At 57.1% G+C, this 12,658-nt stretch carries 16 protein-coding genes and 1 tRNA gene; 11 read left to right on the forward strand and 6 right to left on the reverse strand.

Going from position 1 to position 12,658, the window contains the following annotated elements:
• Positions 1 to 19: 19 nt before the first annotated feature.
• Complete coding sequence (locus ACNYC6_RS24515) at positions 20 to 232, reverse strand: hypothetical protein (protein ID WP_419709530.1); 213 nt, start codon at positions 230 to 232, stop codon at positions 20 to 22.
• Between the two features lie 132 nt (positions 233 to 364).
• Here ACNYC6_RS24515 and ACNYC6_RS24520 point away from each other — a divergent pair, with 132 nt between their 5' ends.
• Both ACNYC6_RS24520 and ACNYC6_RS24525 read left to right on the forward strand, forming a co-directional pair.
• Positions 365 to 670 carry a hypothetical protein gene (locus ACNYC6_RS24520; RefSeq protein WP_419709531.1) on the forward strand — a complete coding sequence of 102 codons (306 nt, stop codon included), beginning with the start codon at positions 365 to 367 and terminating at the stop codon, positions 668 to 670.
• Between the two features lie 167 nt (positions 671 to 837).
• Positions 838 to 1,158, forward strand: coding sequence for an I78 family peptidase inhibitor (locus tag ACNYC6_RS24525; protein ID WP_419709532.1), 321 nt, complete (start codon positions 838 to 840; stop codon positions 1,156 to 1,158).
• A gap of 71 nt (positions 1,159 to 1,229) precedes the next feature.
• On the opposite strand, the gene ACNYC6_RS24530 is transcribed toward ACNYC6_RS24525, so the two are convergent.
• From ACNYC6_RS24530 to ACNYC6_RS24540, 3 genes are all read right to left on the reverse strand, one after another.
• Positions 1,230 to 1,442, reverse strand: a complete 213-nt coding sequence (locus ACNYC6_RS24530; RefSeq protein ID WP_003179963.1) for a cold-shock protein — start codon at positions 1,440 to 1,442, stop codon at positions 1,230 to 1,232.
• Positions 1,443 to 1,734: 292 nt separating this feature from the next.
• Positions 1,735 to 2,037, reverse strand: coding sequence for a hypothetical protein (locus ACNYC6_RS24535; protein WP_419709533.1), 303 nt, complete (start codon positions 2,035 to 2,037; stop codon positions 1,735 to 1,737).
• A 176-nt stretch (positions 2,038 to 2,213) separates the two neighbouring features.
• Complete coding sequence (locus tag ACNYC6_RS24540) at positions 2,214 to 2,360, reverse strand: hypothetical protein (protein ID WP_419709534.1); 147 nt, start codon at positions 2,358 to 2,360, stop codon at positions 2,214 to 2,216.
• A gap of 50 nt (positions 2,361 to 2,410) precedes the next feature.
• On the opposite strand from ACNYC6_RS24540, the gene thrS reads away from it, so the two are divergent.
• The 9 genes from thrS (at position 2,411) to ACNYC6_RS24585 (ending at position 9,867) form a co-directional block, all read left to right on the forward strand.
• On the forward strand, positions 2,411 to 4,333 hold the full coding sequence (gene thrS / locus ACNYC6_RS24545; protein WP_150705194.1) for a threonine--tRNA ligase: 1,923 nt from the start codon (positions 2,411 to 2,413) through the stop codon (positions 4,331 to 4,333).
• Complete coding sequence (gene infC, locus ACNYC6_RS24550; RefSeq protein ID WP_169843736.1) at positions 4,333 to 4,884, forward strand: translation initiation factor IF-3; 552 nt, start codon at positions 4,333 to 4,335, stop codon at positions 4,882 to 4,884. Before thrS ends, infC begins: the two co-directional genes overlap by 1 nt.
• 60 nt (positions 4,885 to 4,944) lie before the next feature.
• Entirely contained in the window at positions 4,945 to 5,139 is a 195-nt protein-coding gene (gene rpmI / locus ACNYC6_RS24555) for a 50S ribosomal protein L35 (RefSeq protein WP_002553160.1), read from the forward strand.
• A 28-nt stretch (positions 5,140 to 5,167) separates the two neighbouring features.
• Positions 5,168 to 5,524, forward strand: a complete 357-nt coding sequence (rplT, locus tag ACNYC6_RS24560; RefSeq protein WP_007905879.1) for a 50S ribosomal protein L20 — start codon at positions 5,168 to 5,170, stop codon at positions 5,522 to 5,524.
• 109 nt (positions 5,525 to 5,633) lie between these two features.
• Positions 5,634 to 6,650, forward strand: coding sequence for a phenylalanine--tRNA ligase subunit alpha (pheS, locus tag ACNYC6_RS24565; RefSeq protein WP_419709535.1), 1,017 nt, complete (start codon positions 5,634 to 5,636; stop codon positions 6,648 to 6,650).
• A gap of 26 nt (positions 6,651 to 6,676) precedes the next feature.
• A complete protein-coding gene (gene pheT / locus ACNYC6_RS24570) occupies positions 6,677 to 9,058 on the forward strand; it encodes a phenylalanine--tRNA ligase subunit beta (protein ID WP_419709536.1) in 2,382 nt (793 codons plus the stop codon).
• Positions 9,059 to 9,061: 3 nt separating this feature from the next.
• Positions 9,062 to 9,364 (forward strand): integration host factor subunit alpha, encoded by a 303-nt coding sequence (gene ihfA, locus ACNYC6_RS24575; RefSeq protein WP_002553164.1) that lies wholly within the window; start codon positions 9,062 to 9,064, stop codon positions 9,362 to 9,364.
• Positions 9,345 to 9,701: a MerR family transcriptional regulator gene (locus ACNYC6_RS24580; RefSeq protein WP_003179985.1), complete on the forward strand. Its 357-nt coding sequence runs from the start codon at positions 9,345 to 9,347 to the stop codon at positions 9,699 to 9,701. Before ihfA ends, ACNYC6_RS24580 begins: the two co-directional genes overlap by 20 nt.
• 89 nt (positions 9,702 to 9,790) lie before the next feature.
• Positions 9,791 to 9,867 (forward strand) — tRNA-Pro (locus ACNYC6_RS24585).
• A 432-nt stretch (positions 9,868 to 10,299) separates the two neighbouring features.
• On the opposite strand, the gene istB is transcribed toward ACNYC6_RS24585, so the two are convergent.
• Together istB and istA are read right to left on the reverse strand one after the other, a co-directional pair.
• Positions 10,300 to 11,055, reverse strand: coding sequence for an IS21-like element ISPsy14 family helper ATPase IstB (istB, locus tag ACNYC6_RS24590; protein WP_419709537.1), 756 nt, complete (start codon positions 11,053 to 11,055; stop codon positions 10,300 to 10,302).
• A gap of 19 nt (positions 11,056 to 11,074) precedes the next feature.
• The gene (gene istA / locus ACNYC6_RS24595; protein WP_419709538.1) at positions 11,075 to 12,589 is read right to left on the reverse strand and encodes an IS21 family transposase; all 1,515 of its coding nucleotides are present in this window, start codon (positions 12,587 to 12,589) and stop codon (positions 11,075 to 11,077) included.
• Between the last annotated feature and the right edge of the window lie 69 nt (positions 12,590 to 12,658).

Genomic DNA, 12,658 nt, shown 5'->3' on the forward strand with positions numbered 1-12,658 from the left:
GTCTCACAGGCGCAGGCTTTTACACCAGCCCTGAATCAGTTGCACTTTTGTGGTCTGCCAGGTGCTTCTCGAACACCTGTTCGATGAAGGACTGGGCAGCCTCGGTTCCCAGCTCTCTCACCAGCAGATCGATGCCGATGATTGCGAGCTCTTCCGTCGTGCCCGGGCTGTAAGAACTATGGCCGTCCTGCCACTTTGCTTTGATGTCGGCGTCGATGCTTACAGTGGTCATGATGGCGCTCGTGCGGTCGGGGAGGTCTGAACATCGAGTTAACCATTTTGCGGCGCGTTTGGCACTCCGACTTAGGCAGGAGCTAAGGGCTATGCGACACTTGGTCTTTGACGGATTTTCAAGGATTGTGCTGTGCAGATCGATTTGAACACACCTGACGGCTTGACCCTGGAAGCCGTTCGTCAGCTGTTGGCGTCCGCCAGCGACGACGTGCACACGCAGTTGCGTGTGACGAAGGGCGGCATCGCCTATATTTCATCGGGTGTCGTGGGCGGCACCGATATCGACGGCTTGCTGTTCCGTCTGGAAACCTGGGCCAAGGGCTCCGGTTATGTCGGGCGGGTCGCGGCCAGCGATGAGGTCTGGGTCATGCAGATCTTCAATGCGCTGAAGCAGAACTGGCCAAGACCGGCTTTCGATTACATCGACGTGTATTGAGCGCCGTTCATATTCAGTCACGATTGAAGGGTGAAGGGCAGGGCGATGCTCAGGCAAACTTGCCGTTTGTCCGAGGCGAAGGGCAGGGTGCCTAGGCTCCCTGTGAAACCAAACACCGGATTGGCGGTCGCACGATCTCAGCTTAACTCTCGAAAATAGGAGGCTTCATGTCTTGGAAGCTCGCGTCATTGGGTACTTTGTTGGCCGTTGCCATGCTGGCGGGTTGCAGCACTGCAACCACCGGGTCTGCAACGGACCCTGTAACGACGACTGACACAGGTCACAGCCGTTGCGAGGCCCAAGCGGCCGAATTCACCATCGGCAAACAGGCTTCACCCGAACTGCTGGAGCAGGCGCGTACACGTGCAGGCGCTCAGAATGCGCGGTTCCTCCTGCCGACCGACATGGTGACGCTGGAGTACCGCTCCGACCGTCTGAACCTCAACACTGATGCCAATCGGGTCGTCACCCGCGTCAACTGCGGCTGATCGCTCGGGCTTTTACGCCGCCCACAAAAAACCCCGTCACATGGACGGGGTTTTTTTAGTGCGCCTGGAAATTACTCTGGGCGAACTTGAGCAGCTTGCATACCCTTTTGGCCTTTCTCAGCCACGAAGGAAACGGTTTGGCCTTCTTTCAGGCTTTTGAAACCGTCGCTTTCGATAGCTTTGAAGTGTACGAACAGGTCGTCACCGCCACCTTGAGGAGTGATGAAGCCGAAGCCTTTTTCATCGTTGAACCATTTAACGGTGCCGGTTTGGCGATTAGACATGGTGTATCTCCAAGAAACATATATTTTCAGTAGTACTGTGCTGCTCAGGCCAACTGGGCACACCGGGGTATCATAGTCGAAATGTTCGCTTTGGGAGCCCCCCACAGGTGCTGTTTGCCCTACAGTCGCAAATTCTTCGATGTCTGATATGGCTGAAAGCCCCGTTTTAAAAGGCTTTCAGCCGAAAGTAAAGACGATAAAAAAAGCTGTAAAACCTGCATAATTTGTAGAAAAAAGCGCTTTTCAGGGGTTTTTCACCCGTCGAAAACGTCTTGTCTACGGTTTGTCGGGCTTATTTTTTCGCCGGATTGTTGGCCTTGCACTTGGAAATCTGGGTCAGGGCCTGTTGCTTCAGGGAATCGCTGGCCGTGTTGTCCATTAAGGACTGAAGGTCCTTGGCCGGGTACGATTTGATCGCGTCGGCACCGCAAGCGCAGTGAGAGTTTGCTGCCGGCTTGCCGATCTGCGGCGTGGCAGCTTCAACGCATTGCGCCATGTACTTCTCGCGCTCACCCTTCGGCCATTCGGCGTGGGCGGCCAGCGGCAACAGCAGGACAATGGGGGCGACTACAGCGAGTAAACGATTCAGACGCATGCCGGGATGCTCCTTTGGGGTCAGTGTCTTGTTATCTGAGGGGTAAACCGCGGATCAAGTTCATCACTCTGGCATAAAAACGCCGGATTTGCCCTGGCTGAAAACCTGCGCACCGCCACGACCGTTCATCTGTGCTAGCATGCCTCGCTCGGGCGCTTGCAGGCGTCGGTCGACGTTCAGTCCCGGCTGCGGCGAATGCCCGAATAATCCTGATTTGAATCCCAGTCACTCTGGTTCGATTTCCGGTTGGCCGAAAGGCTCTTGCCGCTGTAAGGCAGGCGTTCGTCATTGAATGGCCTGGATCGGATCTTGTACTGGCTCATCCCAACCCACGTGACCTTTGGTAGGGGTCACCACTAGGAGAGGAGGCGCCATGCCAACTATTACTCTTCCCGACGGCAGTCAACGTTCATTCGATCACCCCGTATCCATCGCCGAGGTCGCCGCATCCATTGGTGCCGGTCTGGCCAAGGCCACTGTGGCGGGTAAGGTCAATGGCAAGCTGGCCGACGCCAGCGACATCATCGACAGCGACGCTACGCTGCAAATCATCACGCCAAAGGATGAAGAGGGGCTGGAGATCATTCGCCACTCTTGCGCTCACCTGGTTGGCCATGCGGTCAAGCAGCTGTATCCGACCGCCAAAATGGTCATCGGCCCGGTCATCGACGAAGGCTTCTATTACGACATCGCCTTCGAGCGTCCTTTCACTCCGGACGACCTTGCCGCCATCGAACAGCGCATGCAGCAGCTGATCGAGAAAGATTATGACGTGATCAAGAAAGTCACTCCGCGCGCCGAAGTGATCGAAGTGTTCAAGGCCCGTGGCGAAGACTACAAGTTGCGCCTGGTCGAGGACATGCCGAACGAACAGGCGATGGGCCTGTACTATCACGAAGAATACGTCGACATGTGCCGCGGTCCGCACGTGCCGAACACGCGTTTCCTGAAATCCTTCAAACTGACCAAGCTGTCTGGCGCCTACTGGCGCGGCGACGCCAAGAACGAGCAATTGCAGCGCGTTTACGGCACCGCTTGGGCTGACAAGAAGCAACTGGCTGCCTACATCCAGCGCATCGAAGAAGCCGAGAAGCGCGATCACCGCAAGATCGGCAAGCGACTGGGCCTGTTCCATACTCAGGAAGAGTCGCCGGGCATGGTGTTCTGGCACCCGAACGGCTGGACGCTGTACCAGGTGCTCGAGCAGTACATGCGCAAGGTTCAGCGCGACAACGGTTACCTGGAAATCAAGACGCCTCAGGTCGTTGATCGCAGCCTGTGGGAGAAATCCGGCCACTGGGCCAACTACGCCGACAACATGTTCACCACTCAGTCGGAAAATCGCGACTACGCCATCAAGCCAATGAACTGCCCTTGCCACGTGCAAGTGTTCAATCAGGGTCTGAAGAGCTACCGCGAACTGCCGATGCGTCTGGCCGAATTCGGTGCTTGCCACCGTAACGAGCCATCGGGCGCGTTGCACGGCATCATGCGCGTGCGTGCGTTCACTCAGGATGACGCCCACATCTTCTGCACCGAAGAGCAGATGCAGGCCGAGTCCGCTGCGTTCATCAAGCTGACCATGGACGTCTACGCCGACTTCGGCTTTAAAGATGTCGAAATGAAACTGTCCACTCGTCCGGAAAAACGCGTCGGTTCCGACGAGTTGTGGGATCGCGCCGAAGCTGCATTGGCTGCAGCCCTTGATAGTGCTGGCCTGCCGTACGATCTGCAGCCGGGTGAGGGTGCGTTCTACGGACCGAAGATCGAGTTCTCGCTGAAAGATTGCCTTGGTCGCGTCTGGCAGTGTGGTACCCTGCAGCTCGATTTTAACCTGCCTGTCCGTCTGGGCGCCGAATACGTCTCCGAAGACAACAGCCGCAAGCATCCGGTGATGTTGCATCGGGCGATTTTGGGTTCGTTCGAGCGTTTCGTCGGAATTCTGATCGAGCACTACGAGGGTGCATTCCCTGCGTGGCTGGCGCCGACCCAGGCAGTGATCATGAATATCACTGATAAACAGGCAGATTTTGTTGCCGAAGTTGAAAAAACTCTCAATGAAAGCGGGTTTCGTGCCAAGTCTGACTTGAGAAATGAAAAGATCGGCTTTAAAATCCGCGAGCATACCTTGCTCAAGGTTCCCTATCTCTTGGTTATTGGGGATAAGGAAGTCGAGATGCAGACTGTCGCTGTGCGTACTCGTGAAGGTGCTGACCTGGGCTCGATGCCCGTCGCCCAGTTCGCCGAGTTCCTCGCGCAAGCGGTTTCCCGGCGTGGTCGCCAAGATTCGGAGTAATTATTATTAAGCGTGAAATGAGACAAGATAAACGAGCTGCACCGAAAGCCCCGATCAACGAGAATATCTCGGCACGCGAGGTTCGGTTAATTGGCGCTGACGGCGAGCAGATTGGCATCGTCTCGATTGATGAAGCGCTTCGTATTGCTGAAGAAGCCAAGCTTGATCTGGTAGAAATCTCCGCCGACGCAGTCCCGCCAGTTTGCCGGGTGATGGACTACGGCAAATCGATCTTCGAAAAGAAGAAGCAGATTGCGGCAGCGAAGAAAAACCAGAAGCAGATTCAGGTAAAAGAAATCAAGTTTCGTCCAGGGACGGAGGAAGGGGATTACCAGGTAAAACTGCGCAACCTGGTACGTTTCCTGAGTGACGGGGACAGGGCCAAGGTATCCTTGCGATTCCGCGGCCGTGAGATGGCCCACCAGGAGCTGGGGATGGAACTCCTCAAGCGAGTTGAAGGTGACTTGCTCGAGTACGGTTCGGTCGAACAGCATCCTAAGATGGAAGGACGCCAGCTGATTATGGTCATCGCCCCGAAAAAGAAGAAGTAATCAACAGGGCACGGCAGGCCTTCTGATTATGTTTATCAACTGAATGCGGAGTATCCGAACATGCCAAAAATGAAGACCAAAAGTGGTGCTGCTAAGCGGTTTCTGAAAACTGCTAACGGTATCAAGCACAAGCACGCTTTCAAGAGCCACATCCTGACCAAAATGTCGACCAAGCGTAAGCGTCAACTGCGCGGTAGCAGCTTGCTGCATCCGTCTGACGTGGCAAAAGTCGAGCGCATGCTGCGCCTTCGTTAATTTTAGTCAAGAATAGAGGAAGTAACTCATGGCTCGTGTAAAGCGTGGCGTCATTGCCCGTAAGCGTCACAAAAAAATTCTGAAACTTGCTAAAGGCTACTACGGCGCACGCTCCCGCGTATTCCGTGTTGCCAAGCAAGCGGTAATCAAGGCAGGCCAATACGCCTACCGTGACCGTCGTCAGAAAAAACGTCAGTTCCGCGCTCTGTGGATCGCTCGTATCAACGCTGGTGCTCGTATCAACGGTCTGTCCTACAGCCGTTTCATCGCCGGCCTGAAAAAAGCGTCCATCGAGATCGACCGTAAGGTTCTGGCTGATCTGGCAGTGAACGAAAAAGCGGCGTTTGCTGCGATTGTCGAGAAAGCTAAAGCCACCTTGGCTTAAGTACCCCCGACAGTCACCCGGCCTCACTTCCGTGGGGTCAGGTGTTAAACGTCATAAATAGGGGAAGAGCCTTCAAGCTCTTCCCCTATTTTGTATCTGGAGTCTGTACATGGAAAACCTGGATGCGCTCGTCTCTCAAGCACTAGAGGCTGTGCAAAGCGCTGAAGATATCAATGCCCTGGAGCAAATCCGGGTTCACTACCTTGGCAAAAAGGGTGAGTTGACTCAGGTGATGAAGACCCTGGGGAATTTGCCTGCAGAAGAGCGTCCGCAAGTCGGGGCGCTGATCAACGTTGCCAAGGAGCGTGTCACAGACGTTCTCAATGCGCGCAAGGCGTTGTTTGAAGAGGCCGACCTGGCCGCCAAACTGTCCGCCGAGTCCATTGACGTGACTCTGCCGGGCCGCGGTCAGACCTCCGGTGGTCTGCATCCGGTTACCCGCACTCTGGAACGCATCGAACAATTCTTCACTCACATCGGCTACGGCATCGCCGAAGGCCCTGAGGTCGAAGACGATTATCACAACTTCGAAGCGCTCAACATCCCAGGCCATCACCCGGCCCGGTCGATGCATGACACCTTCTATTTCAATGCCAACATGTTGCTGCGCACCCATACCTCGCCGGTACAAGTCCGCACCATGGAATCGAAGCGGCCGCCGATCCGCATCGTCTGCCCAGGCCGCGTATACCGCAGCGACTCCGATATCACCCACTCGCCGATGTTCCACCAAGTCGAAGGCCTGCTGGTCGATCGCGACATCAATTTCGCCGATCTCAAAGGCACCATCGAAGAATTCCTGCGTGTGTTCTTCGAAAAAGAACTGGCCGTGCGTTTCCGTCCTTCTTACTTCCCGTTCACCGAGCCATCCGCTGAAGTCGACATGGAATGCGTGATGTGCAGCGGTAAAGGCTGCCGTGTCTGCAAACAGACTGGCTGGCTGGAAGTCATGGGCTGCGGCATGGTTCACCCGAACGTGCTGCGCATGTCCGGCATCGATCCGGAAGAGTTCTCCGGCTTTGCCTTCGGCATGGGCGTTGAGCGTCTGGCCATGCTGCGTTACGGCGTGAACGACTTGCGTCTGTTCTTCGACAACGACTTGCGGTTCCTCGCGCAATTTCGCTAGTCGTAACGAATTCTTAGGAGAGCAGGATGAAATTCAGTGAACAATGGCTGCGTGGCTGGGTTAGCCCGCAGGTAAGTCGCGACGAGCTGGTTGCTCGTCTGTCGATGGCCGGTCTTGAGGTCGATAGCGTTACGCCGGCCGCCGGTGTATTCAGCGGCGTGATCGTGGGCGAGGTGCTCAGCACCGAACAGCACCCGGACGCCGACAAGCTGCGCGTTTGCCAGGTCAGCAATGGTTCGGAAACTTTCCAGGTCGTGTGCGGTGCGCCAAACGTGCGCCCGGGCCTGAAGATCCCGTTCGCCACCATCGGTGCCGAACTGCCGGGTGACTTCAAGATCAAGAAAGCCAAGCTGCGGGGCGTCGAGTCCAACGGCATGCTGTGCTCGCAAGCCGAGTTGCAAGTGGGCGAAGGCAACGATGGCCTGATGGAGTTGCCGGCCGATGCGCCGGTCGGTCAGGACATTCGTGAGTACCTGAGCCTGGACGACGCGAGCATCGAGGTCGACCTGACCCCGAACCGCGGCGACTGCCTGTCCCTGGCCGGTCTGGCCCGTGAAGTCGGCGCGCTGTATGCCGCTCAAGTCACTCGTCCAGTGGTTACCAGCGTTCCGGCGGTGCACGACGAAGTGCGTTCGGTAGAAGTACTGGCACCGGCTGCATGCCCGCGTTATCTGGGTCGTGTGATCCGTAACGTCGACCTGTCCAAGTCAACTCCGCTGTGGATGGTTGAGCGTCTGCGTCGTGCCGACGTACGCAGCATCGATGCTGCCGTCGACATCACCAACTATGTGATGCTCGAACTGGGTCAGCCGCTGCACGCTTTCGATCTTGCCGAAATCAACGGCGGCATTCGCGTGCGCATGGCCGAAGAAGGCGAGAAGCTGGTACTGCTCGACGGTCAGGAAGTCAGCCTGCGTAGCGATACGCTGGTGATCGCCGACCACACCCGCGCCTTGGCCATTGCCGGCGTCATGGGTGGCGAGCATAGCGGCGTCAACACCGCGACCACTCGTGACATCTTCCTGGAAAGTGCATTCTTCGATCAGATCGCTGTCGCCGGCAAGGCTCGTTCCTATGGCCTGCACACCGACGCTTCGCACCGCTACGAGCGCGGCGTGGACTGGCAGCTGGCCCGTGAAGCCATGGAGCGCGCCACTGGCCTGCTGCTGGAAATCACCGGCGGCGAAGCCGGCCCGATCATCGAAACGGTCAGCGAACAGTATTTGCCGTCGATCGCGCCGATCACCTTGCGTACCCAGCGCATCACCCAGATGCTGGGCATGGAAATGGATTCGGCTGAAGTCGAGCGTCTGCTCAGCGCTTTGGGCCTGACCATTACTGCCGATGGGGCAGGGCAGTGGCATGTAGAAGTGCCAAGTCATCGCTTCGATATTAGCCTGGAAGTCGACCTGATCGAAGAACTGGCTCGCCTCTACGGCTACAACCGCCTGCCGGTTCGTTACCCGCAAGCGCGTCTGGCACCGCAAGCCAAGGCTGAAGCCCGTAGCGATCTGCCTGAACTGCGTCGTCTGCTGGTCGCCCGTGGTTATCAGGAAGCGATCACCTACAGCTTCATCGATCCGAAACAGTTCGAGTTGTTTAATCCGGGTGTCGAGCCGTTGCTGCTGGCCAACCCGATTTCCAACGACATGGCGGCCATGCGTTCGTCCCTGTGGCCTGGTCTGGTCAAGGCGCTTCAGCACAACCTGAACCGTCAGCAGGATCGCGTACGTCTGTTCGAAAGCGGTCTGCGTTTCGTTGGTCAGCTCGAAGGCTTGAAGCAAGAGCCGATGCTGGCCGGTGTGGTTTGCGGTAGCCGTCTGCCGGAAGGCTGGGCACAAGGTCGCGACACCGTGGACTTCTTCGACGTCAAGGCTGACGTGGAAGCGGTATTGGGCTTCGCCGGTGCTCTGGATGCGTTCACTTTCGTACCGGGCAAACACCCGGCGCTGCACCCGGGTCAAACCGCACGCATCGAACGTGAAGGTCGTCTGGTCGGTTTTGTGGGTGCTATTCACCCTGAACTGTCGAAAACATTGGGCCTGGATCGTCCGGTCTTCGTTTTCGAAATGGTTCTGGCGGAAGTGGCTTCGGGCAAAATGCCTAAATTCCACGAGTTATCGCGCTTTCCTGAAGTGCGTCGTGACTTGGCGCTGATTGCGCATAAAGACGTTGCAGCCTCGGCTGTATTGGACGTAATCCGTGAAAATGCAGGCGAATGGCTGACAGACCTCAGGCTATTTGACGTATATCAGGGTAAAGGCATTGATCCTGATAGAAAAAGCCTTGCAGTCGGCTTGACCTGGCAGCATCCATCGCGCACTCTTAATGACGATGAGGTGAATAACACGACGCAAAATATCCTCACCTCGCTCGAACAAAGGTTGAACGCCACGTTAAGGAAGTGACGTATGGGGGCTTTGACGAAAGCTGAGATGGCGGAACGTCTGTATGAAGAGCTGGGCCTGAACAAGCGGGAAGCCAAGGAATTGGTCGAACTGTTTTTCGAGGAAATCAGGCACGCTCTTGAAGACAACGAACAGGTGAAATTGTCCGGTTTCGGCAATTTCGACCTTCGGGACAAACGCCAGCGGCCTGGCCGCAATCCGAAAACGGGAGAAGAAATCCCGATCACGGCTCGCCGTGTGGTCACCTTTCGTCCAGGGCAGAAGTTGAAGGCCCGAGTTGAGGCTTATGCTGGAACCAAGTCATAACGACGAACTACCCGTCATCCCAGGCAAACGCTACTTCACCATCGGTGAAGTTAGCGAGCTGTGTGCAGTAAAACCGCACGTGCTGCGCTACTGGGAGCAGGAGTTTCCTCAACTCAACCCCGTCAAACGCCGCGGAAACCGCCGGTATTATCAGCGCCAGGACGTGCTGATGATCCGGCAGATCCGCGCGCTCCTTTACGATCAGGGGTTCACCATCGGCGGCGCACGCTTGCGTTTGTCCGGCGATGAAGCCAAAGACGACACCACCCAATACAAGCAAATGATCCGCCAGATGATCGCCGAGCTGGAAGATGTTCTGGTGGTCCTCAAGAAATAAATTCCTGCTTTTAAATACTTCCAGTTTTCAAAAGCTTGCGATATATTCTTGAGCGTTCTTCGAGAAGAGGAACAGGTTTCACGCCTAGTCGGGGCGTAGCGCAGTCCGGTAGCGCACTAGCATGGGGTGCTAGGGGTCGAGTGTTCGAATCACTCCGTCCCGACCAATTATTTATAGAGAATCCAATCACTTAGCGGTGGTTGGATTTTTTTATTGGCTAAGCTTTTTGGTGACATCGAATTTTGCCCCACTTTTTGCCCCACCGAAAATTCTCCCCGCCAAAGTGATGATGGATTCGTAAATCTGGATTTGGTTCTTGGCTACCGATCGAGGCAGGCAACCATCCGCAGCAGAATGCCGGCGCAACGCTGACCCACTTCAAGCCACCCCCAAATCCAACACTGGTAATGGCCTACGGAGCAACGGCTTGGGTCAATGAAACTTCGGCAGTAGGGTCAATCGTGTTCTGGCGGTAACACGCCACATCGATAGACTGCGCATTCCACGCCATCCGGCCACTCAGCCCACCAACATCCGGCCACCTATTCCACGCTCATCCGGCCGGGCAGTCGGAGCGCAGCGACGCAGGTTTGCATTGTTAGTCTGAAGTCTGTGTTGCCGTCAATTTCGTCGCGCGCCTACGCATCGATTCGCCCTTGAGTTCGATCCGATAAGCGTTGTGTACCAGTCGGTCGAGGATCGCATCGCCCAAGGTCGGATCGCCGATCAGCGCATGCCATTTGTCCACCGGCATCTGGCTGGTCACCAGCGTCGAGCGGTTCCCGTAACGGTCATCCAGCAGTTCGAGCATGTCGCGCCGTTGTGCAGCGGTAAACGGCGCCAGGCCCCAGTCGTCCAAAATCAGCAAGTCAGTCTTGGCGTAGCCAGCCATCAGTTTGGTGAAGCGTCCATCGCCGTGGGCCAGTCCCAGCTCCTCCATTAAGCGTGGCAGGCGCAGGTAGCGCACGCTGTAACCGTCTCGGCAGGCCTTGTGGGCCAGCGCACAGGCGAGCCAGGTTTTGCCCACGCCGGTGGGGCCGCCGATGATCAGGTTCAGGCCGTCGCGTAGCCATTGGCCGCTGCCCAGTTGCAGGATCAGTGCCTTGTCCAGGCCTCGCGGGCTGCGGTAGTCGATGTCTTCCAGGCAAGCGTTGTGGCGCAGTCGCGCGGCTTTGAGGCGGGTCGTCAGGCGAGCATCTTCACGCTCGGTCAGTTCGCGATCAACCATCAGGCCAAGGCGTTCGTCGAAGCTGAGATCGTTGATGTCGGGCGTCGCGTGTTGCTCGTTCAGCGCCTTGACCATGCCGTGCAGGCGCAGGGTTTGCAGCTTGTCGAGTGTCGGATTGGGCAGCATGTTTGTGCTCCTTTTTCAGTCAGTGGTAGTAGCCAGGGCCGCGCAGATTGATATGTTCTTCGGGCAGTAACGGCAGGTTTTGCTGGGTCAGCGGCAGCCGTTCCAGTCCTTGGCGCAGGATCGATTCGAGGCTTTTGTAGCTACATGCGCCCAGTGCCAGCGCACGCTGGCAAGCGGCTTCCAGCCGCTCTTCGCCGTGCTGTTTGCTCAGGCGCAAGATGCCCAGGCAGGCACGGAAGCCGTGCTGCGGATGGATTCGGCGTTCGAGGATGTAGGCGATGACGCCGGCCGTATTCGGGCCGGTCTGTTCTGCCCAGCGGATCAGTCGCTGCGGCGTCCACTCGGCATGTTCGCGGTGGCTCTTGGGCATGTGCTCGATCTGGGTGGTGTGGCGGCCTTTGTGTGGCGAGCGCAAATGGCTGGCCACGCGCTGGTTGGCGTGGAAGCACTCGACGGTCTGCGCGGTCAGCCGTACTTCGAGCTGGTGTTTCACCAGTTGATACGGCACGGAGTAGTAATGGCCGTCGACCTCGACGTGATAGTCGATGTGCGCTCGTACCTTTTTCCACTCGGCGTAGACGTAAGGATGCTCCGGCAGTGGTTGCAGCGCCGGTTGATCGATGGTCTCGAAGGCCGAACGGCGGGAGCCGGGCAGCTTCTTGAAGGGCTTTTCGTTGAGCCGATCCAGCAGTAGGCTGATTGCCGTGTTGAGTTCGCCCAGCGAGAAGAACTGTCGGTTGCGCAAGACCGCGAGGATCCAGCGTTCGACGACCTGTACGCCGACTTCGACCTTGGCTTTGTCTTTGGGTTTGCGCGAGCGAGCAGGCAGCACGGCCACGCCGTAATGCTCGGCCAGGTCGCGGTAACTGGGGTTGATGTCAGGCTCGTAGCGATGCGCCTTGGTGACGCCGCTGCGCAGATTGTCGGGCACCAGGATCTGCGATGTGCCACCGAAAAAAGCAAAGCAGCGGGCGTGCGAGCCCAGCCAGTCAGGCAGTTTCTGCGACCAGGTGGCTTCTGCAAAGGTGTAGCTCGACGCTCCAAGCACGGCAACGAAGATCTGGGTTTGCCGGATCTCGCCGGTTCGCCGATCAATGACCGGCACAGTCTGACCGGCGTAATCGACGAACAGTTTTTCGCCGGCTCGGTGCTCCTGACGCATGACCACATCGATCTTGGCGGCCCAAAGGCGGTAGCGCTCGCAGAACCAGCTGTATTGGAAGCCTTGTGGATGGGTGAGTCGATATTCCTGCCAGAGCAAAGCCAGAGTCACGCCGGGGCGGCGCAACTCGGCGTGAGCCCATGCCCAGTCAGGTATCGGACGTTGATCACTGGGAACGGTGGGCGGCGGCGGAAAAAGATGCCGTTGCAACTCGGCGTCAGTCAGCGCAGAGGGCCAAGTCAGGCCGCTGGCAGCAAAGCGATTGAGGTACTCACCGACGCTGGCTCGACCCACTTGCAAGCTGACAGCGACCTGGCGGGCAGATAGGCCGACCTCGAATTTGAGACGTAGCACTTCTCGAATCTTACGCATGGATAACCGCTCCACGACGACCTCTCTGCTTCGATAAAAGAGGTCGATGGTAGTGAATTAATCCTGCGT

The sequence above is a fragment of the Pseudomonas sp. NFX224 genome, assembly GCF_048565165.1.
Lineage (GTDB): Bacteria > Pseudomonadota > Gammaproteobacteria > Pseudomonadales > Pseudomonadaceae > Aquipseudomonas.